General features: G+C 39.0%; 26 protein-coding genes, 1 pseudogene and 1 riboswitch. Of the genes and pseudogenes, 7 read left to right on the top strand and 20 right to left on the bottom strand.

What is annotated here, in order from left to right; all coding sequences use genetic code 11:
- Nucleotides 1-57 precede the first annotated feature (57 nt).
- Nucleotides 58-1,245, bottom strand: a complete 1,188-nt coding sequence (gene metK / locus H8S01_RS11470) for a methionine adenosyltransferase (protein ID WP_207723056.1) — start codon at nucleotides 1,243-1,245, stop codon at nucleotides 58-60.
- Nucleotides 1,246-1,355: 110 nt separating this feature from the next.
- A riboswitch (SAM riboswitch) is annotated at nucleotides 1,356-1,505 on the bottom strand.
- A gap of 214 nt (nucleotides 1,506-1,719) precedes the next feature.
- Between metK and H8S01_RS11465 the strand changes: the two genes are divergently transcribed.
- The 3 genes from H8S01_RS11465 to mgtE all read left to right on the top strand — a co-directional run bounded on the left by H8S01_RS11465 (nucleotide 1,720) and on the right by mgtE (nucleotide 5,078).
- Nucleotides 1,720-2,835 (top strand): HD-GYP domain-containing protein, encoded by a 1,116-nt coding sequence (locus H8S01_RS11465; protein WP_207723055.1) that lies wholly within the window; start codon nucleotides 1,720-1,722, stop codon nucleotides 2,833-2,835.
- 81 nt (nucleotides 2,836-2,916) lie between these two features.
- Nucleotides 2,917-3,192 carry a sporulation transcriptional regulator SpoIIID gene (gene spoIIID, locus H8S01_RS11460; protein WP_021866349.1) on the top strand — a complete coding sequence of 92 codons (276 nt, stop codon included), beginning with the start codon at nucleotides 2,917-2,919 and terminating at the stop codon, nucleotides 3,190-3,192.
- Between the two features lie 458 nt (nucleotides 3,193-3,650).
- The gene (gene mgtE, locus H8S01_RS11455; RefSeq protein ID WP_186837244.1) at nucleotides 3,651-5,078 is read left to right on the top strand and encodes a magnesium transporter; all 1,428 of its coding nucleotides are present in this window, start codon (nucleotides 3,651-3,653) and stop codon (nucleotides 5,076-5,078) included.
- Between the two features lie 114 nt (nucleotides 5,079-5,192).
- Here mgtE and H8S01_RS11450 read toward each other — a convergent pair whose 3' ends face one another.
- Nucleotides 5,193-6,536: an MATE family efflux transporter gene (locus H8S01_RS11450; RefSeq protein WP_186837243.1), complete on the bottom strand. Its 1,344-nt coding sequence runs from the start codon at nucleotides 6,534-6,536 to the stop codon at nucleotides 5,193-5,195.
- Complete coding sequence (recQ, locus tag H8S01_RS11445; RefSeq protein WP_243204356.1) at nucleotides 6,529-8,391, bottom strand: DNA helicase RecQ; 1,863 nt, start codon at nucleotides 8,389-8,391, stop codon at nucleotides 6,529-6,531. Before recQ ends, H8S01_RS11450 begins: the two co-directional genes overlap by 8 nt.
- A gap of 180 nt (nucleotides 8,392-8,571) precedes the next feature.
- Between recQ and H8S01_RS11440 the strand changes: the two genes are divergently transcribed.
- Nucleotides 8,572-9,960, top strand: coding sequence for a TrpB-like pyridoxal phosphate-dependent enzyme (locus H8S01_RS11440; RefSeq protein WP_021866345.1), 1,389 nt, complete (start codon nucleotides 8,572-8,574; stop codon nucleotides 9,958-9,960).
- A gap of 152 nt (nucleotides 9,961-10,112) precedes the next feature.
- On the opposite strand, the gene H8S01_RS14345 is transcribed toward H8S01_RS11440, so the two are convergent.
- The 13 genes from H8S01_RS14345 to dinB all read right to left on the bottom strand — a co-directional run bounded on the left by H8S01_RS14345 (nucleotide 10,113) and on the right by dinB (nucleotide 18,385).
- Entirely contained in the window at nucleotides 10,113-11,444 is a 1,332-nt protein-coding gene (locus H8S01_RS14345) for an HD domain-containing protein (protein WP_186837242.1), read from the bottom strand.
- Nucleotides 11,445-11,533: 89 nt separating this feature from the next.
- Nucleotides 11,534-11,983, bottom strand: a complete 450-nt coding sequence (locus H8S01_RS11430; protein ID WP_243204363.1) for a low molecular weight protein-tyrosine-phosphatase — start codon at nucleotides 11,981-11,983, stop codon at nucleotides 11,534-11,536.
- Nucleotides 11,984-12,269: 286 nt separating this feature from the next.
- On the bottom strand, nucleotides 12,270-13,469 hold the full coding sequence (locus H8S01_RS11425) for a site-specific integrase (protein ID WP_117918736.1): 1,200 nt from the start codon (nucleotides 13,467-13,469) through the stop codon (nucleotides 12,270-12,272).
- Nucleotides 13,470-13,550: 81 nt separating this feature from the next.
- Complete coding sequence (locus H8S01_RS11420; protein ID WP_243006712.1) at nucleotides 13,551-13,778, bottom strand: excisionase; 228 nt, start codon at nucleotides 13,776-13,778, stop codon at nucleotides 13,551-13,553.
- A complete protein-coding gene (locus tag H8S01_RS11415; protein ID WP_117918740.1) occupies nucleotides 13,771-14,136 on the bottom strand; it encodes a type II toxin-antitoxin system PemK/MazF family toxin in 366 nt (121 codons plus the stop codon). The genes H8S01_RS11420 and H8S01_RS11415 overlap by 8 nt, the downstream gene beginning before the upstream one ends.
- Entirely contained in the window at nucleotides 14,133-14,552 is a 420-nt protein-coding gene (locus tag H8S01_RS11410; protein WP_117918743.1) for a recombinase family protein, read from the bottom strand. The genes H8S01_RS11415 and H8S01_RS11410 overlap by 4 nt, the downstream gene beginning before the upstream one ends.
- Before the next feature lies 1 nt (nucleotide 14,553).
- Nucleotides 14,554-14,904 carry a helix-turn-helix transcriptional regulator gene (locus H8S01_RS11405; protein ID WP_117918745.1) on the bottom strand — a complete coding sequence of 117 codons (351 nt, stop codon included), beginning with the start codon at nucleotides 14,902-14,904 and terminating at the stop codon, nucleotides 14,554-14,556.
- A 143-nt stretch (nucleotides 14,905-15,047) separates the two neighbouring features.
- Nucleotides 15,048-15,416, bottom strand: coding sequence for a recombinase family protein (locus H8S01_RS11400; RefSeq protein ID WP_117918747.1), 369 nt, complete (start codon nucleotides 15,414-15,416; stop codon nucleotides 15,048-15,050).
- A gap of 154 nt (nucleotides 15,417-15,570) precedes the next feature.
- Nucleotides 15,571-15,918 carry a helix-turn-helix domain-containing protein gene (locus H8S01_RS11395; RefSeq protein WP_117918749.1) on the bottom strand — a complete coding sequence of 116 codons (348 nt, stop codon included), beginning with the start codon at nucleotides 15,916-15,918 and terminating at the stop codon, nucleotides 15,571-15,573.
- 170 nt (nucleotides 15,919-16,088) lie between these two features.
- Nucleotides 16,089-16,292, bottom strand: a complete 204-nt coding sequence (locus H8S01_RS11390) for a hypothetical protein (RefSeq protein ID WP_243036308.1) — start codon at nucleotides 16,290-16,292, stop codon at nucleotides 16,089-16,091.
- Nucleotides 16,293-16,468: 176 nt separating this feature from the next.
- On the bottom strand, nucleotides 16,469-16,723 hold the full coding sequence (locus H8S01_RS11385) for a hypothetical protein (protein WP_004611568.1): 255 nt from the start codon (nucleotides 16,721-16,723) through the stop codon (nucleotides 16,469-16,471).
- Nucleotides 16,724-16,728: 5 nt separating this feature from the next.
- Complete coding sequence (locus tag H8S01_RS11380) at nucleotides 16,729-16,971, bottom strand: LexA family protein (protein WP_117918753.1); 243 nt, start codon at nucleotides 16,969-16,971, stop codon at nucleotides 16,729-16,731.
- 163 nt (nucleotides 16,972-17,134) lie between these two features.
- Nucleotides 17,135-18,385 carry a DNA polymerase IV gene (dinB, locus tag H8S01_RS11375; RefSeq protein ID WP_117918804.1) on the bottom strand — a complete coding sequence of 417 codons (1,251 nt, stop codon included), beginning with the start codon at nucleotides 18,383-18,385 and terminating at the stop codon, nucleotides 17,135-17,137.
- Nucleotides 18,386-18,621: 236 nt separating this feature from the next.
- Here dinB and H8S01_RS11370 point away from each other — a divergent pair, with 236 nt between their 5' ends.
- Together H8S01_RS11370 and H8S01_RS11365 are read left to right on the top strand one after the other, a co-directional pair.
- On the top strand, nucleotides 18,622-19,356 hold the full coding sequence (locus H8S01_RS11370; protein ID WP_117613581.1) for an XRE family transcriptional regulator: 735 nt from the start codon (nucleotides 18,622-18,624) through the stop codon (nucleotides 19,354-19,356).
- 85 nt (nucleotides 19,357-19,441) lie between these two features.
- Nucleotides 19,442-19,642 carry a helix-turn-helix transcriptional regulator gene (locus tag H8S01_RS11365; protein WP_022171364.1) on the top strand — a complete coding sequence of 67 codons (201 nt, stop codon included), beginning with the start codon at nucleotides 19,442-19,444 and terminating at the stop codon, nucleotides 19,640-19,642.
- Between the two features lie 45 nt (nucleotides 19,643-19,687).
- Here H8S01_RS11365 and H8S01_RS11360 read toward each other — a convergent pair whose 3' ends face one another.
- The 4 genes and pseudogenes from H8S01_RS11360 to H8S01_RS11345 all read right to left on the bottom strand — a co-directional run bounded on the left by H8S01_RS11360 (nucleotide 19,688) and on the right by H8S01_RS11345 (nucleotide 22,501).
- The gene (locus H8S01_RS11360; protein WP_117613580.1) at nucleotides 19,688-20,146 is read right to left on the bottom strand and encodes a hypothetical protein; all 459 of its coding nucleotides are present in this window, start codon (nucleotides 20,144-20,146) and stop codon (nucleotides 19,688-19,690) included.
- A 17-nt stretch (nucleotides 20,147-20,163) separates the two neighbouring features.
- Nucleotides 20,164-20,553, bottom strand: a complete 390-nt coding sequence (locus H8S01_RS14145) for a DNA-directed RNA polymerase subunit alpha C-terminal domain-containing protein (RefSeq protein ID WP_242999696.1) — start codon at nucleotides 20,551-20,553, stop codon at nucleotides 20,164-20,166.
- Nucleotides 20,554-20,573: 20 nt separating this feature from the next.
- Nucleotides 20,574-20,858: pseudogene (locus tag H8S01_RS11350) on the bottom strand (macro domain-containing protein); the annotation flags it as partial.
- Nucleotides 20,858-22,501: a recombinase family protein gene (locus H8S01_RS11345; protein ID WP_004607528.1), complete on the bottom strand. Its 1,644-nt coding sequence runs from the start codon at nucleotides 22,499-22,501 to the stop codon at nucleotides 20,858-20,860. The gene H8S01_RS11345 and the pseudogene H8S01_RS11350, both read right to left, overlap by 1 nt.
- Before the next feature lie 203 nt (nucleotides 22,502-22,704).
- On the opposite strand from H8S01_RS11345, the gene H8S01_RS11340 reads away from it, so the two are divergent.
- Nucleotides 22,705-22,923 (top strand): hypothetical protein, encoded by a 219-nt coding sequence (locus H8S01_RS11340; protein ID WP_002604486.1) that lies wholly within the window; start codon nucleotides 22,705-22,707, stop codon nucleotides 22,921-22,923.
- Nucleotides 22,924-22,948 lie beyond the last annotated feature (25 nt).

Below are 22,948 nucleotides of genomic sequence, written 5' to 3'. Positions count from 1 at the left end.
GTCCCACATCCGGCTCTTATTATTATACATTACCGTAATGTTATTTTACAATTGTTTTTATAAATATTTTTTTAATAATTCTGCTTTATCTGTCTTTTCCCATGGAAGATCAAGATCCGGACGACCAAAATGACCATAAGCTGCAGTCTGCTTGTAGATAGGACGTCTTAAATCAAGCATCTTGATAATTCCTGCCGGTCTTAAATCAAAGTTTTCTCTGATAAGCTCAACAATCTTATCTTCTGAAAGCTTGCCGGTTCCAAATGTATCAACCATGATTGATGTAGGTTGTGCAACACCAATTGCATATGAGAGCTGGATTTCGCATCTGTCAGCTATTCCTGCTGCAACGATATTCTTTGCAACATAACGTGCTGCATAAGCTGCCGAACGGTCAACCTTTGTGCAGTCCTTTCCTGAGAAAGCTCCGCCGCCGTGTCTTGCAACACCGCCGTAAGTATCAACGATAATCTTACGTCCTGTAAGACCGCTGTCGCCGTTAGGTCCGCCGATTACGAATCTTCCTGTAGGATTAATGAAAATCTTTGTATTTTCGTCTATCATTGCAGGATCAACAACCGCATCAATTACATATTTCTTGATATCTTCATGAATCTGTTCCTGTGAAATTTCAGGTGCATGCTGTGAAGAAACAACAATAGCATCAAGCTTGACTGGTTTGTTATTTTCATCATATTCTACAGTAACCTGTGTCTTTCCGTCAGGTCTTAAATATGAAAGAGGTCCGTTCTTTCTTACAGCTGTAAGCTGTCTTGCAAGTTTCTGTGCAAGTGCAGCTGAATATGGCATATATTCCGGTGTCTCATTAGTTGCATAACCAAACATCATACCCTGGTCACCGGCACCGATTGCATCAATCGCAGCGTCATCTTCTTCACCATTTTTTGCTTCAAGTGCTTTATCAACACCCATTGCAATATCTGCAGACTGCTTGTCAAGTGCAACCATAACTGCACATGTATTTCCGTCAAATCCCTTTTCTGAGCTGTCATATCCGATTGTTGTAACTGTGTTACGTACAATCTGAGGAATGTCGATATTTGCCTTTGTTGTAATCTCACCCATAACCATTACAAATCCTGTATTTGTAAGTGTCTCGCAGGCTACTCTTGAATATGGGTCCTGCTCATATAAAGCGTCAAGTATTGCATCTGATACCTGGTCACAGATTTTATCAGGATGTCCTTCAGTAACAGATTCTGATGTAAATAATCTTCTTTCCATAATAATTCCTTTCTTCATAAAAATTAATTGTATATGTGGTTACATTAATTAAAACATAACGAAAAAAAGAGCCCTCGTAAAAGGACCCGCAATCATCAAGACTCGAAATCCTCTTATTGTTCGAACTTCCGGTATAATCCGGATATCTTCGCTCAGGTTGGCACCTTCCTTGCAACAGCTCAATCATCAAATCACTGCCATTGCCTACGGGGTTGCCGGGCTTCACAGACCCTATGTGTCTCCGCCACTCTAAATAAGGGATGTAATATCATAAAGCATACCGCTACATGATACTCACTCGTTATATTTTTATTTCAAATGAATATTACACAATTAATACTTACTAGTCAAGTGTTTTTACCGAAATATATTTTATTTTATTTTATAAAATTGACAATTTGCCCCATTTTTTCTATAATAAAATCATATTCAAATGCCGATATTATTTTATATCTAAACGGGGGTATTTTAATTATGTCAGATAATAATTCATCATCTAATAACATACATACAAAGACAGTGTTTATTTTTGATGCCGATGACGGAATGACTCTTTCTAAAGATGTTCTTAACAGCGATGGCTCTCTTATTGCTGCTTCAGGCACAAAGCTTGATATGGATATGATTGCAAAGATTTCTGCAAACCATATCCTTGAAATCGAGATTATTGATAAAGATTACACCGAACCTGTAAGACCTGTCGAGAATGACAATTCTACATATTACGAAAAGGTAAGAAACAGTAAAGAATTCAAAGCTTTCTGTAAAGAATACAATGAAGGAATTTCTGATTTAAAATCACAGTTAAATGATATTGTAAACCGTAATGCAGATGTTGACGTGGATGAACTTCTTACTTATCCCCTTTCTCTCATGAATACATATTCAAACAAACTTCAGATGTTTGACATGCTGCACAGTTTACGCCAGTTTGACGACCTTACTTATGCCCATAGCGTAAATGTTGCACTTGTTGCATCTATTATAGGTGAATGGCTCGGTTATTCCGAAGAAGATGTGCATGTTCTTACACTGTGTGGTCTTTTACATGATATAGGCAAAGTCCGTATTCCTAGGAAAATTCTTGAAAAACCAGGCAAGCTTACACCTACTGAATTTGAGGTTATGAAAGCCCATGTAAACGAAGGTTATGATATTATAAAAGATAAAGATATCGACTCAAGAGTTAAAGAAGCGTGTCTGCTTCATCATGAAAAATGTGATGGTACAGGCTATCCTTTTGGACTTACAAGCGATAAGATTCCTGATTTTGCAAAAATAATTGCAATTGCCGACATTTATGACGCAATGACATCAGACAGAGTTTACAGAAGTGCTGTATGTCCTTTTACAGTTATACATCTTATGGAACAAGAGTGTTTTTCAACACTTGATCCTAAATTTGCACTTCCATTCTTTAAAAATGTTGCATCATCATACATTCACAACAATGTCAAACTTTCAAATGGCGAGACAGGTGAAGTTGTACTCATTAACGACAGAAGTTTAAGCAGACCGGTTATACGTTGCAAAGATAAATTTATTGATTTATCTGCAGCACCTGATTTAACTATAACATCCATTCTTTAATCTATATTTTCAAAACGCTTTGAGGTCATATTTGTCTTAATTATTGAATATGATATACAAACAAATATGCAGGGGTTTTGATTGAAAGGTTATATCGAAGAACGGGCTATAAAAACTGCTGAATATATTATCGAAACAAAAGCTACTGTCCGTCAGACGGCAAGAAAATTCGGTGTCAGCAAAAGCACTGTTCACAAAGATGTCACTTCAAGATTAGCACGTATTAATCCCTCACTCGCAAGTGAGGCAAGAAAGGTTCTTGACATTAACAAACAGGAACGACACATACGAGGTGGTCTTGCAACCAAAGAAAAATATCTTCATGAACACAATTTACATACGTCAAAAAATATTTGATTTTTTAATAATAGAGACAGCCATTATATAAGCCATAAATTTATCTGCTTATATATGGTTGTCTTTTTATATAACAGCTCATAATATTTATAATATTATTTCTTGACTTTTTTATTTGCAGTGAACTATAATCTTCTTTGTGGGATTTTTCCGCATATTTATTTTTAATATTATTTTATGAAAACGAGGTGAGATCATGACTGACGACAGTTACGGGCGAAGTAGCATCATTGTCTGCAAAAATCAGAAGAATTCATATAAGAATATAGATTTTAAACCCGGCACTTTTGTCATGGCGGGTCTCATTTTAAGTCTATAGATTTCTTCATTTCTAAATATGAAAAACTTTCATAAATCCGGTTATCTGCATCGGATTTTTTTCTCCTGCTTTTTCTGGCAATGATTTTCATGTCCGGTCGCTACAGACTATTTCTAACTGAATATGAAAGGAGATTGTGATGGAAGAAAAAGACATCGTAAACACAACTGCTGAGGAACTTTCTTCAGCAAAACCTGACTACGAAAAGGAAATCGCTTCTATTATCAGAAGCAACGCATCCCCTGCACAGATTAAAGACAAGCTGCTTGATTATCACGAAAATGATATTGCCGCTGCACTTGACAGCATGAGCATATCAGAAAGACAGAGATTATACAGGCTGCTTAATATTGACGAGCTTTCAGATATATTTGAATATGTTGACGAAGACAATATTCCGACATATTTCAAGGAGCTCGATATCAAGAAGAAAGCTGCTGTTGTATCCGAAATGGACGCTGACAAAGCAGTTTTTGTTCTCCAGCACCTTGATAAAAAAACACGCGATGATTTAATCGAGCTTATAGGTAATGATGCAAGACGTGACATTGCTCTTATCTCTTCATTTGACGATGACCAGATAGGCAGCAAAATGACAACAAATTTCGTTTTAATCCACTCTACACTTACAATTAAACAGGCTATGCGTGAGCTTGTAAATCAGGCCGCCGAAAATGATAATATTTCTACAATCTATGTTGAAGATGAAAATGATGTTTTCTGTGGTGCCATAAGCCTTAATGAGCTTATCATAGCCAGAGCTGATATGCCGCTCTCAGATTTAATTGTAACGTCATATCCTTTCGTCTATGCCAAAGAAGATATTGACGATTGTATCGAATGGATTAAAGATTACTCAGAGGATTCTATTCCTGCACTCGATGAAAATAACAGGCTTTTAGGAGTTATAACCGCACAGGATATTGTTAAAGTCGTTGATGATGAAATGGGTGAAGATTACGCCATGCTTGCCGGTCTTACTTCTGAAGAGGACTTGCATGAGCCGCTAAAACAGAGTATCAAAAAACGTCTGCCATGGCTGATTATACTTCTCGGTCTCGGACTTGTTGTTTCATCTGTTGTAGGAATGTTTGAAACTGTAGTTGCCCAGCTTACTATTGTTATGTGTTTCCAGTCACTTATACTTGATATGGCCGGAAATGTAGGTACGCAGTCACTCGCTGTTACTATCCGTGTTCTCATGGATGAAGATCTGACTGCCAGACAAAAATTCGGACTTGTGTTTAAAGAAGGCCGCGTCGGTCTTATCAACGGACTGATTCTCGGCATATTATCACTTGTATGCATTGGCAGCTATATCCACTTTTTTAAGGGTGCATCAATACTGTTTTCATTCAGCATCTCACTCTGTATCGGTGCTGCACTTATGCTTGCAATGCTTATATCAAGCCTTGTGGGAACACTTATACCTATGTTTTTCAAAAAAATCCATATCGACCCGGCAGTTGCTTCAGGTCCGCTTATCACAACAGTAAACGACCTTGTTGCCGTCGTGACATACTATGGACTCGCATGGATTTTCTTAATAGAAATCATGCATTTTTAAATATACATCTGCACAAAATATGCCATCTGTAACATTGATGTGCAAAGCTTACAAAAAGCTTCACTGTCCGTGAGAATTGCTTTATTCACGGATGCGAAGCTTTTTATCTTTTCTTTATGCTGTTTTTCCTGCTCTCTCAAGTCGTTTTTTACAATACATAAATGCTGGGAACAAGAATATGTCCGCTGCAATCCATGCGAGCGGATTTGCAAGACACGCACCGCTATATCCCATAACCGGAACCAGCATAACTGCCGCAAATGTTCTTGCCGCCATCTCAAACACTCCCGCAAGTATTGCAAATGTTGAAAATCCCATACCCTGTATGCAAAATCTTATTACATTGACAAATGTAAGCGGTATATAGAACAATGCCGAATATACAATAAACTGATGTGTCAGTCTTATTATCTCTGTCTCTGATGCTGCCACAAACAGAAGTGCAATGTAACTTGCAAAGAAATATAAAAGAACAAATGCAACAATGCTGTATATAATTCCTATTATTCCCGCAGCCTTAATTCCCTTTCCGAGACGCTCCGTTTTGCCGGCTCCTACGTTCTGACCGCCATATGTTGCCATCGTCGAACCGAGTGCATCAAACGGACAACATGTAAATGTAAATATCTTTGAGCCTGCTGTCATTGCTGCAACATAGACTGAACCAAGCGTATTAACTGCTGCCTGAAGAATTACACTTCCTATTGCAGTGATTGAATACTGCAGTCCCATAGGAATTCCATTTATGCAAAGATTCTTAACATAAACCTTTTTAAACTTCTTCTCCTGCTTCTGGAATTTCAGTATATCATATTTTTTATTCATATAAACATAACATGCCACACCTGATATAAGCTGTGATATGTCTGTCGCCCATGCAGCCCCGGCAACTCCCATTTTAAATACAAGAATAAATACAAAATCAAGTATTATATTTATAACTGCCGAAACAACAAGAAAATATACAGGTGTCTTGCTGTCACCAAGTGAACGGATTACACCGGAAACCATATTATAAAGGAAAACTGTTGGTATTCCCGCAAATATTACAACAATATATGCATATGCATGCTCATAAATATTGGAAGGTGTCCTTAAAAGTGTAAGTATACCGCGGCAGCCCACAACTGATGCGACCGTCAGCACAACCGAAAATATAATGCTGCAAATATATCCATTGTATACATACTTTCTGAGTTCCGAATATTTGCCTGCTCCAAACTGCTGTGCAACAGGAATCGCAAATCCGTTACATACTCCCATGCAGAAACCAATAATCATAAAGTTAATGCACGCCGTAGCTCCAACGCCCGCAAGTGCATCTACGCCTAATGTTTTTCCAACAATCATTGTGTCCACCAGATTGTAAAACTGCTGAAAAAGCATTCCCATAAGCATAGGAATTGCAAATCCAAGAATCAGTTTCATCGGCGAACCTTTTGTCATGTCTTTAACCATGTGTATCCTCCTGATTTTCGTGTTCTTTTATACATTTAAGAAATTCTTTTCCGTATCTTTCGTATTTATTTTCACCAACACCGTTTACATTAAGCATTTCTGCTTTTGTATGTGGTCTTTTTATGCACATATCAGTAAGTGCCTTATCTGAAAAGACTATATATGGCGGCACATTTTCATTTCGTGCAATATCAATTCTTAACATACGCAGTCTTTCAAACAGCATAAGGCCGTCTGCATCGAGGCTTTTTGGTGTACGCTTTTCTTTTTTGAATTCTTCTTTTCGTTCCGACCATTTCATAATAAGATGCTCTTCACCTGATATCAGCATATCTGAAGTTTCTGTAAGTTTAAGAATTCTGTACATATCATCCGTTTCCCTAAGATACCCATCAAGCAGCATCTTGTCAATAACGCCTTTTATAAAGCTTTCACTCATCTGACGGCACATTCCGAATGTCGAATACCTGTCAACTCCGTAACTTCTTAGTTTTGCCTTATTTTCACCGCGAATCGTCCCTGTTATTACTGATGTTCCAAATCTTTCATGACACTCTTTTATTGTCTTAATAATAACTGAAGCTGTATTTGTTACATCCTTTTCTTCAAATACTGCAGAACAGTTGCTGCAGTTGCCACAGTCATCTTTTCCTGAATACTCGCCAAAATAGTTTAGCATGTATTCTCTCAGACACTCTTTTGTACTGCAGTAGTAACGCATTTTTTTCAATCTGCGTATATCATTGTCATGTACAGCTTTTCTTTCCTCTTCAGTAAATTCGTTATTTTCCCCTTTATTTTCGATGAGGAATTCGTTGATAATAACATCCTGCGGCGAAAAAAGCAATATACATTCTGCAGGTTCTCCATCACGGCCGGCTCTTCCCGCTTCCTGATAATAATTTTCTATACACTGAGGCATATTATAATGAAGCACATATCTTACATTTGACTTGTCTATACCCATGCCAAACGCATTTGTTGCCACAATTACCGGTTTTTCATCATATATGAAATCTTCCTGATTGGCTTTTCTCATATCATTATCAAGCCCGGCGTGATACCTTGTAACTGCAATTCCATTTTTAGCAAGCATCGCATATACTTTGTCAACATTTTTTCTTGTGGCACAATATATTATTCCACTGTCATCCCTGTGAGAAAGCACATAATTAAGCACTTCTGCATCCTTATTATTCGGCTGACGCACTTCAAAATACAGGTTACTCCTGTCAAATCCGGTCACCTTTATAAAAGGATTATTCAGTCCCAGCACGCATACAATATCATCTTTTACTGCCTGCGTTGCTGTTGCTGTAAATGCACTTACAACAGGTCTTTTAGGCAGCATTTTTATAAGATTCACTATTTTAAGATAGCTTGGTCTGAAATCCTGTCCCCACTGTGAGATGCAGTGTGCCTCATCTATCGTAATCATCGAAATATCGGCATTAAGCACAAATTCAAGAAATCTGTTGGTTTCAAGTCTTTCCGGTGCTACATAGACTATTTTGTATCTGCCACACATCGCATTATAAAGTGCTTTCGTAATCTGGTTTTCGGTGAGGGCACTGTTTATGTATGCTGCATGAACCCCTGCCTCGTTCAATGCTTTTACCTGGTCTATCATAAGTGAAATAAGCGGAGATACTACTATTGTTATGCCTGGAAGCAATAACGCCGGAAGCTGGTAACATATTGACTTACCTGCTCCTGTAGGCATTATTCCACAGACATCGCGTCCCAGAAGTATGTTATCCACAATTTCCTCCTGCCCCGTCCTGAATGAATCATATCCAAAGACTTTTCGCAGTACATCTTTTTTTCTGTTTTTCATATCCGCCATTCCTGCCATTGTTTATCTCCGCTAATTACTGTTTTGTGTCTCCGATAGATTATCGCTTTATCGCAAAGTATGCAAGTATTTTTTCTTAATAAATTTGATATTGATGCACTTTTAATCATTGCTAATTTTCACCATTTATGATACGATATTTTAAATATTTTTTAAAAACAAAAGGAGTTATTTATTATTATGGGGTCAGAGAAAAAAATTCCGTACAAAATTTATCTTAAAGAGGATGAGCTGCCAAAATCATGGTACAACGTACGTGCCGATATGAAAAATAAACCGGCTCCGCTCCTCAATCCAGCAACTTTAAAGCCAATGACAGCAGATGATTTGAAAGCTGTATTTTGTGATGAATTAATCGCACAGGAACTTGACGAAACTAATGCATATATTCCTATTCCTGAAGAAATCGTTGATTTCTACAAGATGTATCGTCCGTCACCTCTTGTCCGTGCATATTGTCTTGAGAAAAAATTGCAGACACCTGCTAAGATTTACTATAAATTTGAAGGCAATAACACAAGCGGAAGCCACAAACTTAACTCTGCTATCGCACAGGCTTATTATGCAAAAAAGCAGGGGCTTAAAGGTGTTACAACAGAGACCGGTGCCGGTCAGTGGGGTACTGCACTTTCTATGGCATGCTCTTATTTCGGACTTGACTGTCAGGTTTATATGGTAAAAGTTTCTTACGAACAGAAGCCATTCAGACGTGAAGTTATGCGTACATACGGAGCAAAAGTTACTCCTTCTCCAAGCACAACTACTGAAGTCGGAAAGAAGATTCTTGCTGAACATCCCGGCACAACAGGAAGTCTCGGATGTGCAATCTCTGAGGCAGTCGAAGCCGAATCACGCCAGGAAGGTTACCGCTATGTTCTCGGAAGCGTTCTCAATCAGGTACTTCTCCACCAGACTGTAATCGGTCTTGAGACTAAAGCTGCTCTTGAAAAATATGATATTGTTCCTGATATTATCATCGGATGTGCCGGTGGCGGCTCAAACCTCGGCGGTCTTATTTCTCCATTTGCCGGTGAAATGCTCCGCGGTGAACATGACTATCAGATTATTGCGGTTGAACCTGCATCATGCCCAAGTCTTACAAGAGGCGTGTTTGCATATGATTTCTGCGATACAGGAAAGGTATGCCCTCTTGCTAAGATGTATACACTCGGAAGCGGATTTATACCTTCTGCCAACCACGCCGGCGGATTACGCTACCACGGTATGAGCCCTGTTGTTTCACAGCTCTACCATGACGGAATTATCGAAGCAAGAAGTGTAGAACAGACTTCTGTATTTGAGGCAGCTGAACAGTTCGCAAGAGTTGAAGGCATTCTTCCAGCTCCTGAAAGCAGCCACGCAATCCGTGTTGCAATCGACGAAGCTCTCAAATGCAAGGAAACAGGCGAAGAAAAGACTATTGTATTTGGTCTTACAGGCACAGGTTACTTCGACATGGTTGCTTACGAAAAGTTCAACAACGGCGAAATGACAGACTACATTCCGACTGACGAAGATTTAAAGCCTGGCTTTGACGGAATTCCAAAATTTCCCGGAAATGAATTTTAATATTTTATAGATTTTTATAAATTTTTTTAGTATTACAATACAACACACGTTGGTTAAATAATCCAATTTAATAAATGTCCTGTAAAATTAAGCGGATGAAAAACGATAACTAACTGAATATTTCCTTCTGATTCGTTTTTCATCCGCTGTTTTTATTGTCTTTCTTTTTTTAATGTCGTAATTTCCTTATGTCCCGGATAAATCAGATAATTTCCGTCTATATCTTTTAAACGCTGTAAAGACTTAATCATATCTTCTTCATTTCCACCCGGCAGACTTGTCTTTCCGTGTCCTCCCGCAAGCATGGTATCACCCGTAAAAATTATGCCTTTTATATTATCCGGTTCATTTGAATCACCAACCTGATATATTGTATTTTCAGCATCCATATATTTGGCAGCTGTATCTTTGTTTTCATCTGTTCTGTGTCCCGTGCTGTTTTTAAAATCAATCTTAAATGCAGCAGAACCCGGTGTGTGCCCCGGTAAAATCATGGTTTCAAATCTTATATCATCAAGCCAGATTTCATCACCCTCTCCTAATAAAACAGATGGATATACGGCTTTATAAGGCACTTCAACATATGGTCTTTCATTTATCAGTTCTTCATCAAGAAGACGCGGTGCATCAATCCTGCTGATAACTACAGGAATATTATACTTTTCTTTCAAAGCACCAAGTGCAAGTATGTGGTCCGTATGCCCATGCGTCACCAGAATATACTGTGGCTTCAGCCCATTTTTACTGATATTATCAATTATCTTTTCTGCATCATCCGCCGGGTCAATAATCAGGCAGTTATTCGTCCTGATATTGTATACAATATAACAATTAGTAAAACATGCACCAAGAACAAGCCTTATTATGCCGATATTATCTGATAGCACTGCATCGCTGATATCTTCCTTTACATAACCTGCAAATTTTGCTTTTTCTATCTTTTCTATTGTATCGTTATTTGCATGTTCTTTTAGTTTTTCAGTCACTTTACTAAATGCCGCCTCTTTTTCACCATAAGAGAGCTGCAACTCATATTCTAACGGCAGCCATGTTCTTATATCAGCCTCGTTATGCTGGATAACCGCCTCCATCCTGTCAAGTGCCTTATACAGTTTGGCTTCAGTTGTAACCTGCTCTTCCATCTCTTTAAACAGTTCATGAAGTTCTTTTTTATACGGCTTTGGCAGTTCATCTATCCAATTTTCAACTATTTTCTCTTCTTTAAGGCTGTCTTTTTCTTTCTTTTCAAATGTCGGAATGTCGCCTGTGAACGCCTCCCCGATATCGTGAAACATACACATTCGGATTACCTTATCTATGTCTGCATCTTTAAACTCATCCTTCATAAAATAAGCCATAAGTGTAAGCCTGTAACAGTGCTCAGCAACACTTTCACGTCTTCCAGATGAAAGCCATGAATGTCTTGTATTATTTTTTAGTTTTTCAGTCAGATGCATTATTTCAAAATATTTTTCAAGATTCATAATACTTCTCCCTTTTGATTAATCTGTTGAAATGTTATGTGTTTGATGATTTTTATAAATTTAAATAATATGTTGAGTTTAATATAAATTTATATAATATGCTGTGATTCCAGATATGCAAGGAAGCCTTCACAGCCTTCCACAACATCCCTATATGTATCAACGAAATTGCCTGAATACCACGGGTCAGCAATACTGCTGCCTTTGCGGTCTGTATAATCCAGAAGAAGCTTTATTTTGTTATCTGTGTCAGGTCCTGTAATTCTTATTGTATTGCGTATATTGCTGCTGTCCGCACACAAAAGATAATCATAGTAATTGTAATCCTGCTTTGTGACCTGTCGTGCCCGCTTGCTGCTGAAATTGGTATACGCAGTCTTTCCAATTCCGTGTTTTTTTAGTTCTGTCTGTGCCGGCGGATATATAGAATTGCCTTTGCCATTCCATATCTCCTCGGTCGATGTCGCCGCCGATGCTATATCAAATTTATCTTTTATGCCACGCTTCTCAACCATGTCTTTTAAAATAAATTCAGACATCGGTGAACGGCAGATATTGCCGTGGCAAACAAATAAAATCTTGATTTTTCTCATATTTCCAGTATTTTCGGGCTTTTCAAGCCTTTTTACCTTTCTTCATTTTTCACTTATTCTGGCATATTTTGGCATATCTTTGCATATTTTTGTCATCAATTTTGGTAAAAACTTTGGTAAATTTCAAGTCTGTACCAAAGGCAAATCTGCCATTGGGAATCGACAGGTAAGAAATTGGGGATTAAGATAAATACTGGCATTCAGCCATTTTTCTCTCATTTTCATCAGGTCATTATGAATTAATTGCTTTTTGAAAATCTTCCTGTGCATCCTGAAATTTAACATGAGTATAGGTATTCATCGTAACACTGATATCCGAGTGTCCCATAATATACTGAAGCATCTTCGGATTCATTCCCGACTTAGCCATATTAGAACAAAATGTATGGCGACACACATGTGGTGTAATCGGCGGCATCTGAACCTTATATATGCTATTGTACTTTTCCCGAATATGTTGGAAATACTTTTCCCAATGTAATGCCACCATAGGCATATCATTCTTATCAAGGAATAAAAATCCTGTCATTCCATCAACCATCGGTTCAACTTTGGGATTGACCCTGTCCTTAAGTATTCTCTTGAAACAAGCCACCACCTCATCAGACATTGGAACATATCTCTCACCACTTTCTGTCTTAGGCTTTTCAATGATATACTGCATCTGACTTGTTCTCTGTAATTGATGATTTACCCGTATTCTTTTGTTTTTAAAATCCAAATCTGATTTTGTAAGCCCACAGAACTCTGATATACGAAGTCCTGTGTTAAAGAGAATAAATATTGCATCATAGTACTTGCAAAAATGCGCATCTTCTTTTATGAATCTTAGAAATTCCCGCTCCTGCTTTCTTGTGACAGCTTCTCTTCTCACACTATCATTCACAATAACATTGACCAGTTCAAAGCCAAATGGATTTTTGCGAATCAAGTCATCTTCTTCCGCCATCTGAAATGCCGGTCTTAATACTCCCCGGATAGTATGAATTGAACTATAACCTTTTCCATCTACCCTCTGAAGCTTGATCAACCAGGCTTTCGCATCCGATAATTTCACTTTGTCGATTCTTTTTTTGCCAAAATCATCTTTTTTCAGCAGATTAATTACCGTCTTATAACCAGCATAAGTACTCTGTCTGACCCCTATTTTAAGACTTACATATTTCTCCACTAATTCAAGAACTGTAAGTCCTCCACCTCCTGGAACAAGTCCGTTAAACATATCCTGTTCCAGCTGTTTTTCCTTTTCTCTTAAAGAAAGCTCCATTTTCTTTCCTTTAGGTATAGGATCATTATGGTCCAAACGCCAACTATATAAATTCCCTTCATTTCCATGAATATCTACATATCTAAAACGATAACGTCCATCTGCTCTCTGGTACTCTCCTTCGTGAAGAATTCTATTGCGATTATCTCGTCTTTTCTCACTCATAGCTTTGTCTCCTTTCAAAAAAGAGAGCCCTAGCATGGTTATTGTACCACATTTGTGCCCCCTTTTCTACTACTTTACATATTAAATTGCAGTTGACTCTGCCAGAAATTGCTCAAATTTCTCTTTCTTAAACAAAACTTTGTTTCCTACTAACAGATAAAACTCCCCATTTGGATGGATATCTACAATTTGTCTAAGTCTCTTTTCACCAATGTGATAAAACTGTGCCGCTTCAGTTACAGAAAGCAAATATCGCTTCCATATAGGAATATCTATACTCTGATTCTCTAATTCATTTTCATCATCCATCATATTCTCCAATCTGCAGCTGTCTGACTAACATCGCATCAACCTTTTTTATTGCATCTGTGCTGACAATCATCCCGGCAGTCTGTATTATCTGTTCCTCATTTATTGTGACAAGCTGCTCCGGTAAAAACATTGTTGTATGTCTTAAAAATCCTCTAATTTCTGAAGGCTCAATATTGAAATGTACTGGAATATAATCCTTTTTCAACTTAGTTGTCCCCGGAACAACTGTGTATACAGGTGATTTTCCGTTTGCTTTGTCGCAGCTTATTACAATACATGGTCTCCTTCCAGCTTGTATATGCCTGAGTCCACTTTTTAATTCAGCCCACACAATCATATTTCTCTTTATCTTCACTGCAGATCACCTCTCTTTGGTGGAATATACAAGTCAACCTTGGGTTCCTTCTCATCTACACTGAATAATCTATACCCAGCTTCCCTTACTGCTCCTATTTTTAAATAAGAATCTGCTATTCCGTCTGAAATAGCATCGAGATTTGTTACGATAAGCGCATCTGCCTTTCCTGCTCTCATATATCTTATTGCCTTATAAAACACTTCATCCCTTAATCGTCGTCCAAAAATTCCTCTTCGGAATACTTTCATAGGAATAAGATTGTTATTGTCAGCAAATTCCATGATTCGTTTCAACTGCTTATTTTCCTTTTTCTCTGCTGCAATACAGTCATTCTCCTCATCAGAAGACAACATCACAACACACTTTATCGGCTGTATGGTCAGTGGCTTTTTCTTTCTTCCTGCTCTTCTCATTTCAAACCACTTCCTTTCTTGCCTCTAAGCCTTCAATAAAAATCAAACATGTAGACATTGCATATTCTCTATCATTTGGTTTAAGCATCTGCAATTTATCTTCCAATACAGACAAATCTTTATTCTCATGTTTTTCCCTGCTTTCAATTCCAAACAATGTATTAGGATCTACTCCATACTTTGTTACAATCTTCAGCATAAGTTCCAGACTCATCCGATGTCTTCCCTGCTCAATTTGCGAATAATGAATATAACTTACATCAAGGCTCTCCGCCATATCATTCTGTGTATATCCATATTTATTTCTAATACTTCTCAAAGTATTACCAACTGCATAAATATCATATATCATCCTGAATAACCTCACTCTCTAACCGATTCATGATGTATTCCACTGCCTCAGCCTCTGTTGGGCATTTGATGACTGGCTTCCCATAGTCATCAAATACCACTGTTTCAGAAGCAAATACAATGTAGGAATACCTGCCTGAATTCCTAACACTCAATCGCATAATTGTTGTACCTCGCACTCATAGTACCAAGGTCAAATATTGTCACACCCAAATCATTTATGCGATCCATCATTGACTTTAAATCTTCCGGATTTCTTGTAATCTCATAAATATCTTCTACGACAAGTACCTTGTAATCTGAAATCTCAAGAATTTCCATCAGCTGACGCATCTGAGGTCTGTCAACCGATGTAGATGCTCCATCATCTACAACAGTCTGATCACACTCAATTCCCACACTTAAAGCATATGTCTGATCAAGTTCTTTCTGTCGGTTCACATTATTCATACTCATCATTGACTTTATAAACAAAAGTCCTTTGTAAAGTTCTTTTCCGTTATACTTTTTCATGGCTATTACCTTCCTTAATTGAAATATTAAAGAAAGCATTGTGCACGCCGCTTTCAAACTCTGTGCTGTATCTCAAGCACAAGTATATTGTAATCTGCCACACCTTAATTGCCGACCGTGTACAGGCGACAATTATGTCGTGTAAACACGACAATCACTTTTCAACTGACACGCTTTTCATTGCTTTCATCATTGCAAGACACTGTCTTATCTGCAATTCATCCATATCTGAAAGAACATCCATTGCCTCAGATAATAGTTCTGAATTTTCTTCATTCTTTCCATACATTATGAAATCAACAGATACACCAAGTACGATTGCCAGATTATCTAATGTCTGTGTCTTAAAATCTCCACCATTTTCAATCGCAGATAATGCTTGTCTGCCTATACCTACTCTATGAGCTAACTCATCCTGTGATAATCCTATCGCCTTTCTCCTGTCAGCAATTCGTATTCCTCTCTCATAATCCTTTTCTCTTGTCTGTGCTTTACTGCTCATAAATCCTCCTTGCCGCCCTTGGAAACGAACAAGTCGGATTACCCTTTACATCACAAAAAAGACGCACGAGGAAACCAGTATCATAAATACTGTTCGTTTCCCCTGCGTCTCTGGTGCTTCCATCTTTCGATGTGCCCTTATCAGGTGGGCTGTAATTTAATTTTCAATCATTATATTCTGAAAGTCCCATTCTCAGAATGTTCCTTCATCATTCCCTCGGAATACTTCTTAAGTATCATCACTCGCTTGCATCTGTCACACTTAATTCCAATATTCTGAAGTGCCACAGCGAAATCATCACCGCATACAAAGTATTCCATCATTAACTTGTTGCATTTTTTACATCTAATTTCTATAACATTTCCTTTGTTCAATTCAGTTCGCTCCTTATTCATACAAAATCATCAATCTACAATTCTGTACTCGTAAAGGAAAGGGAAATCACCTTTGCAAGCCTTTTGCCGGGAGTTCCGATGAATGTCTGCACATTCCCCGGCTTTGCTGATCTAAAGCCAACTGATATGAATTGTGCTGTCAGCACACAATCACATCAGGCTCCGGCTCTTTCCATAAACCACATATTGTTATCTTCATAGAAAAGGAATATTTCCTTTCCATCTACCACACAGGTATAACGCTCTCCAACGCCGCCAGCCCTTGTACTGGCTGCTCTGCGCTTGTCTTTTACTCGTGTAATCTCATACTTTCTGCCATCTTCCCACGTTATCTCTTTGGGAATGAGCAGTCCGTCCTTTGAAAATTCTGCAAGTACATCAACATATACCTTATTGCTCAATGTAATCACCTTCCTTACAAGATTGCTATTGCTCTGGAAGCATCCATCTTCCTTGCTATATAGCCTTTTTCTTCTAATATTTTCAGATGTGCATAAACACTTGAAGTCGATGCCACCCCTACCATCTTGCATATCTCCCTGATAGTAGGAGCATAACCATTAACTCTCTGATATTGCATAATGCTTTCATACACATTCTGCTGCTTCTCCGTCAATGGTGCTCTGTCTACCAGATCAATTCTTTCTGCTTCGCTCATGTTCCGCCTCCCTCTTCTTTAACTCTATCGCTACTCGTAGTGCAGCTCAATTCCGCTTCGCTTCATTTCGCTCACGGCAGTCGCCGTATCAGATAACCAAGTCCCATATGTTTATGTACAAGCACAACACATCTGCGCCTTGATTATCTGGCACTTCTCGTTGCTAACCTGAGAAGTACCCATGTGGATGTACTGTGTGTTCTTCTTTTGCATTGACTGCCGACAGAATCCTGTCCCGGTACATGAGTCCCCTCTGGATACTGTAAAATCCAAATCTTCTGCGTATCTCATCAACCGCTGAATCCATCTTCATCTGCTTTTCACGCTTCTCCACACTTGAGAACAAATCAATCTGTTCCCAATAATTATCTGTTACTAAGTCTGCACCTCGGACACCAATACTGCGTATTGGTTTGCTCCAGTTATAGTTTTCCTTAAATATCTGATAAGCGTATGCAGCTATCTCTCCGGTGATATTCGTTGCGTGGTCAATCTTTTTCTGACGGGTAAAAGAGAATAGCTCATTATCCCTGACACTTATCTCAACCACTCTGCACCGGAATCCATTCTCACGAAGTCTTGCTGCAACACTCTCAGCCAGAATATAAAGAACAATCTTTACATCCTCATCGCATACTAAATCCTTTGGTGTCGTTGTGCTGTTTCCCACCGATTTGATTGGAGCGTGGGTATTCTCCAGTTTGACAGGTGATTCATCATAGCCATTAGCAAATGACCATAAGATGCTGCCCATCTTTCCAAGGTGGCTGTTAAGCATCCCTTCATCTGCCCTTGCAAGATCACCTATGGTTCTGATACCGAATTTTGCAAGCTTCTGATTCGTGCTCCTTCCGACATATAGCAGATCACTTACCGGAAGTGCCCATGCCTTCTGCTTAAACTCACTCTTATACATAGTTGTGATTGCATCCGGCTTCTTATAATCTGAACCAAGCTTTGCAAATATCTTATTGAAAGAAACACCAACACTCACTGTGATGCCAAGCTCTGACTTCATTCTCTTGCTGATTTCCTGTGCAATGAGCAATCCATCCCCTTTAAGGGAGCTGCTCCCTGTCACATCAAGCCAGCACTCATCAATTCCATATGGCTCCTGCTTGTCCGTATATTCTGCATATATCTCATGCGCCATCCTTGAGAACCGAAGATATAAGTCCATTCTTGGTGAAACAAATGTTATGTCCGGACAGACCTGCTTTGCCTGCCAGAGCGCCATTCCTGTTTTCACACCGTACTTCTTGGCAATATAGTCAGCAGTTAAGACAATCCCATGTCTTGCCTCCGGGTCACCGCCTACTGCCAGTGGCTTTCCTGCAAGCTCCGGATGATGCAGATGCTCAATCGAAGCATAACAACAGTTGATATCTGAATGAAGTATTACCCTGTCTCCCATCTGCATAACCTCCTGCATTTAATCTATCACTACCATAACCTTTAGTCCAAGTATATGAGTAATGTTCCTTACAGGGCATAGTATAACCCCAAGAATAATCGACTGTCAACGGACACATGTGTCTGTTTTCTCATTATATTGGATTTTTAACTTGAATAATTGGTACTATTGCTATATACTATGGAGTGAAAAGAGACATTAGAAATCAACTAATTGGAAAGAAAAGAGGCGTATGTATGTACTCAATCGGAGAAATCATTTCAACATATAGAAAAAAGAAAGGCTTGCTCCAGCAGGATCTCGCTGATGAACTGGCAAAAGAAGGCATCAAGATTTCCTATAAAGCCATATCCAACTGGGAGAGAAATCTTGCTGAACCAAGCGTTACCATATTTTACAAAGTGTGTAGAATCCTTGGTATCACTAATATGTATGAAGCATATTTTGGAGTAAATCCTGCTGATCCTTTTTCATCACTTACTGATGAAGGCAGGGAAAAGGCTATGGATTATATCAATCTGCTCCACGCATCCGGAATGTATGAAAAGCAAACTGCTAAGATAATTCCATTCAGAAGCATTGATATTTTTGAAAATGCAGTATCAGCCGGAACCGGTAACTTTCTCGTAGACGGACCTAAAGAGACTGTACGCATAGATGAATCTATTCTGCCGGAAGATACAACTTTCGGTGTACGCATTAGTGGTGACAGTATGGAACCTGAATTCCACGATGGTCAGATTGCATGGGTATTGCAACAGGAATCTGTTGCTAATGGAGAAATCGGCATCTTCGCTCTGAACGGAGAAGCCTATATCAAGAAGTTAAAGGACGACAAAGACGGAATTTTCCTTATCTCACTCAACGAAAAGTATGCACCTATCAAGGTTGGAGAAAATGACCGCTTAGACATATTTGGAAAAGTTCTTGGAAAATCTGATGCTTCTGCTCTTACCGATCATTGCCGATAAAAACGCAAGTCCTTTTTATTGGACACATTTTTTTGCATAATTGACAATAAGAAAATATCTATAGAACTGAAAGAAGGGATTTTTTATGGTGGTCACAAATAATATCAGAGAAATCCGTGAACAGCGTGGCATTTACCAGAATGACCTTGCCGCTGCTATCGGATTCAGCACCAAAACTGTCAGCAGGGTAGAACGTGGGGACGGCGCCCCATCTGCCGAATTTATGCTACGAGTATCTAAGTACTTTAATATGCTGGTGGAAGATGTATTTCATGTAGAGGAATAACGTGGAGCGAGTGAGCTCAATATTCAGCTCGCTCCGCTATCTTTCTTAAACTGAAAATCTTCTTTTATCTATTCCATATTCACACCAAATATGTTCTATCATACCATCTCCTCGTCCCAAAAAATCAACTTGTTCGCGCCATGCATTAATACCAGCTTCATCAAGCAACTTTTCAAATTCAACATATTCATCACTATTCAAATTTTTCCTCATAAGATTTTTTAATAATGTATCCTCCTCAGATTGAACATAATCTACACTTATTGGTTCGTCTTTTATTAATTCTTTTATAGCACAGTATGTATTAAATATCGAATCGTTCTTTTTAAGTGTTTTCTCAAGGACTTGCTGAACCAATTGCTTCTCATAATATTTTACATACACTTTATCAACCGCTGGATAAATAAACAATTCTTTAATATTTGTATAATCATCATCAGTGGAAAATACATCGTCATCATAACTTAAAACACATTTACCATCAATATAGTATCTTTTTTCCATAGTTCTCCTTTCGCAAATTAACCATAAATTGCTTTCAACTTTTTAAATCTAACAAATAGTCTCTTATCCTTAGGACACATCTTTTCAAGTTTCTCAAGACTATATCTTTTCAAATCATCCTTGCTTTTTATCCCCATTCCAAACGCATCCAAACATAGAAAGTCATCAAATATGACTCCATGTTCCCTATCATTCAGATCTTCTACACTACGAAGCTTTATGCCTTGCTCTTCACAAATCTGATATAATTCCTGCAATGTTGCCTGCCCCATATTGCGAAACTTTATAAAATGCTCCTTTGGATATTCTCTCAATCCTTCCAATGACTCAAATCCATTTCTTCTTAGGATATTCCGTAATCTGCTCGACATTTCAATATCATCATAATCTGTTTTTTCAGCGTACATAAAAGCTCCCTTTCGTCATTTTATTTGTCGTATAACTTATCAACCTCAGCTTCGTACACTGATTCAGTATGAGTATCAAATAGCACCCATTCCACCAGATCAAAGCTATCCGGATTGTCCTGCAAAAATCTGTTTACTGTATGTACTGCAATCTTTGCCGCTAACTCAACCGGAAAACTATATACTCCCGTTGATATGGAAGGAAATGCAATAGACCTAATTCCATTATCCATTGCCAGATTCATAGAATTAAAATAGCAGTTAGCAAGAAGTTCCTCTTCTCTATCCCTGCCACCATTCCATATCAGTCGGTCATTTTTTGCGGACAGTTCATACATGCTATCCTTTTCTGTTCTCTGCTCCTGCGTTTGCTCTCGTTTGATTTCTCCCTCCGTATCTTCTTGGCACAAGCAGGACAATACCTTGATGCACCAGAGCCCGGGACATATTCAACGCCGCACACCGTACAATTTTTAGCGGGCATTGCTGCCCACCGTTTTGTAGGTATGATATGTAATTCATCGACAAAGCCGATGAATTTATAGTAAATCTTGATTTCCTGCTTCACTGTTCCGTCTGCCATCTTCTCACGCTCCGAAACAAGTATCTTGTCTATGAGTGCGTTTATAACTGTTGCATCCAGTTCTTTTAAGCCTTGATAATTTCGGATAAGGGCGAGGAAGTCACGGATTCCCCGTGATTTCTCGTAGCTTTCATTAAGAGTTTCCGTCACCTCTTTCAGCCTTGCTTCAATTTCAAGCTGCTCTTTCTGGTATTTCCCCGACATCATCTCAAAATTCCGCTCGGTAATACGCTCCATGACCTTATCCTCGTAGAGAGAGGAAAACAGCCTGTCCAGTTCCGCAAGGCGTTTGTTCAGCTTCTTACGTTCTTTCTCTAATGCTTTCGCCCTGCTCTGGTCTGTTTCCGTGAGCCGCTTTTCTATGGCCCTGACCGCCTTTTCATCATTCACTGCCATATCCGCAAAACAGTTGATGTCGGCAAGAACGGCATTGAATAAATCCCTTGCTTCTATATTGTGGGCACTACACTCGCTTCTTCCGTTTCTTGCATAATTATTACATGAATACTGTACACAGTCGATAATCTCTGGGCGTTTCCTCCTGTGTACGTTCATTGCCCGCAGAGCACATCCGCAGTCCACACACTTGATAACGCCTGCAAAAATATTTACAAATCCTCCCTTGTTCTGTGGAAGCCTACGACTTGTAATAAGCTGTTGGACAATATCAAATTCCTCCTGCGTGACTATTCCCTCATGGGTATTGGGTATCACTTCCCATTCTTCGGGCAGCTTAGAGGGGCGTTTCTTGCTTTTCATATTGGCGGCAATCCGTTTGTAGCCTACAAGATTTCCCGCATATATCGGGCTTCTTAAAATGCTCCTCACGCTGTTCCCACTCCAAATATAGCGTTTGTCCTCGTTCCCCTCAAAATGACGTTCAAAGCCTGTTTCGCCACGCTCCGCCGCATAAGCGGCAGGGCGTAGGATATGCTGTTTATTAAGATGTCTGCAAATTTTGGCAACTCCATTCCCTTTTAATGCAAGGTCGAATATCTCTTTTACAACATGTGCCACTTTATCATCTATCAGCAGATGGTTGTGGTCGGCAGGGTCTTTGATATAGCCATAAGGGGCGGTAGTTCCCATGAATTTCCCCTGTTGAAACCTCGCCCGATATGCCGATTTTATCTTAACAGATATGTCAGCGGCATACATTTCGTTTAAAATGTTGCGGAAAGGCGTGATGTCCATAGCAGATTTATTCAAGGTATCTACGCCGTCATTGACCGCTATATACCTCACGTTATGCTCTGGGAAGAAAACTTCCAGATATAACCCACAATCAAGATAGTTTCTCCCCAGACGGGATAAATCTTTCGTAATCACGCAGTTTATCAGACCGCTTTCAATGTCTTTTATCATATTCTGGAAACTTGGTCTTTGGAATAATGAGGTGTGATAGCGATAGCGGCAAAAAGCTAATAAAATCAATGGTTTTGCGGACAGCGGATAGACAGGGAATGTGTTAAAAACTGAATACGCACACAAACGGCGTTACCTTAACCCCTTTGGGGGAGAAAGTAACGCCGTTTTTTTATGCCCGCAGGAAAGGAGGTGCAGCCGGAATGTATTTCACAAAGGGCAAGCAGCGGGCGTTTGAATTGCTCATGCAGCAGAAGCCGGGATTTGACCGCTATCAATCCGGTTGTGCCGGAGATGATGAAGATTGCGGCACTTGCCGTTTCTATCGCCCCGGGTGGAAATATGAGTTTTGCGTTTTCAAAGAGTGTCCCTATTGCCCCGGCAAAAGGACGCGGAAAACGCACGCCAGCATGGACAAATAGACGGGCAAAAGCCCTTGTGCCATGC

Origin of the sequence: Lachnospira hominis (ex Liu et al. 2021) (assembly GCF_014287955.1) — a bacterium.
Taxonomy (GTDB): domain Bacteria; phylum Bacillota; class Clostridia; order Lachnospirales; family Lachnospiraceae; genus Lachnospira; species Lachnospira hominis.
The sequence above is the reverse complement of the archived record's forward strand: the minus strand, read 5'-3'. Positions and strand labels throughout refer to the sequence as shown.

What these genes read in the sequence shown, in the direction of transcription:
- metK (WP_207723056.1), bottom strand. Translation starts at nt 1,245, where the DNA reads ATGGAAAGAAGATTATTTACATCAGAATCTGTTACTGAAGGACATCCT.
- H8S01_RS11465 (WP_207723055.1), top strand. Translation starts at nt 1,720, where the DNA reads ATGTCAGATAATAATTCATCATCTAATAACATACATACAAAGACAGTG.
- mgtE (WP_186837244.1), top strand. Translation starts at nt 3,651, where the DNA reads ATGGAAGAAAAAGACATCGTAAACACAACTGCTGAGGAACTTTCTTCA.
- H8S01_RS11450 (WP_186837243.1), bottom strand. Translation starts at nt 6,536, where the DNA reads ATGGTTAAAGACATGACAAAAGGTTCGCCGATGAAACTGATTCTTGGA.
- recQ (WP_243204356.1), bottom strand. Translation starts at nt 8,391, where the DNA reads ATGGCAGGAATGGCGGATATGAAAAACAGAAAAAAAGATGTACTGCGA.
- H8S01_RS11440 (WP_021866345.1), top strand. Translation starts at nt 8,572, where the DNA reads ATGGGGTCAGAGAAAAAAATTCCGTACAAAATTTATCTTAAAGAGGAT.
- H8S01_RS14345 (WP_186837242.1), bottom strand. Translation starts at nt 11,444, where the DNA reads ATGAATCTTGAAAAATATTTTGAAATAATGCATCTGACTGAAAAACTA.
- H8S01_RS11430 (WP_243204363.1), bottom strand. Translation starts at nt 11,983, where the DNA reads ATGTCTGAATTTATTTTAAAAGACATGGTTGAGAAGCGTGGCATAAAA.
- H8S01_RS11425 (WP_117918736.1), bottom strand. Translation starts at nt 13,469, where the DNA reads ATGAGTGAGAAAAGACGAGATAATCGCAATAGAATTCTTCACGAAGGA.
- H8S01_RS11420 (WP_243006712.1), bottom strand. Translation starts at nt 13,778, where the DNA reads ATGGATGATGAAAATGAATTAGAGAATCAGAGTATAGATATTCCTATA.
- H8S01_RS11410 (WP_117918743.1), bottom strand. Translation starts at nt 14,552, where the DNA reads ATGAGAAGAGCAGGAAGAAAGAAAAAGCCACTGACCATACAGCCGATA.
- H8S01_RS11405 (WP_117918745.1), bottom strand. Translation starts at nt 14,904, where the DNA reads ATGATATATGATATTTATGCAGTTGGTAATACTTTGAGAAGTATTAGA.
- H8S01_RS11400 (WP_117918747.1), bottom strand. Translation starts at nt 15,416, where the DNA reads ATGAAAAAGTATAACGGAAAAGAACTTTACAAAGGACTTTTGTTTATA.
- H8S01_RS11395 (WP_117918749.1), bottom strand. Translation starts at nt 15,918, where the DNA reads ATGAGCAGTAAAGCACAGACAAGAGAAAAGGATTATGAGAGAGGAATA.
- H8S01_RS11380 (WP_117918753.1), bottom strand. Translation starts at nt 16,971, where the DNA reads ATGAGCGAAGCAGAAAGAATTGATCTGGTAGACAGAGCACCATTGACG.
- dinB (WP_117918804.1), bottom strand. Translation starts at nt 18,385, where the DNA reads ATGGGAGACAGGGTAATACTTCATTCAGATATCAACTGTTGTTATGCT.
- H8S01_RS11370 (WP_117613581.1), top strand. Translation starts at nt 18,622, where the DNA reads ATGTACTCAATCGGAGAAATCATTTCAACATATAGAAAAAAGAAAGGC.
- H8S01_RS11365 (WP_022171364.1), top strand. Translation starts at nt 19,442, where the DNA reads ATGGTGGTCACAAATAATATCAGAGAAATCCGTGAACAGCGTGGCATT.
- H8S01_RS11360 (WP_117613580.1), bottom strand. Translation starts at nt 20,146, where the DNA reads ATGGAAAAAAGATACTATATTGATGGTAAATGTGTTTTAAGTTATGAT.
- H8S01_RS14145 (WP_242999696.1), bottom strand. Translation starts at nt 20,553, where the DNA reads ATGTACGCTGAAAAAACAGATTATGATGATATTGAAATGTCGAGCAGA.
- H8S01_RS11345 (WP_004607528.1), bottom strand. Translation starts at nt 22,501, where the DNA reads ATGATAAAAGACATTGAAAGCGGTCTGATAAACTGCGTGATTACGAAA.
- H8S01_RS11340 (WP_002604486.1), top strand. Translation starts at nt 22,705, where the DNA reads ATGTATTTCACAAAGGGCAAGCAGCGGGCGTTTGAATTGCTCATGCAG.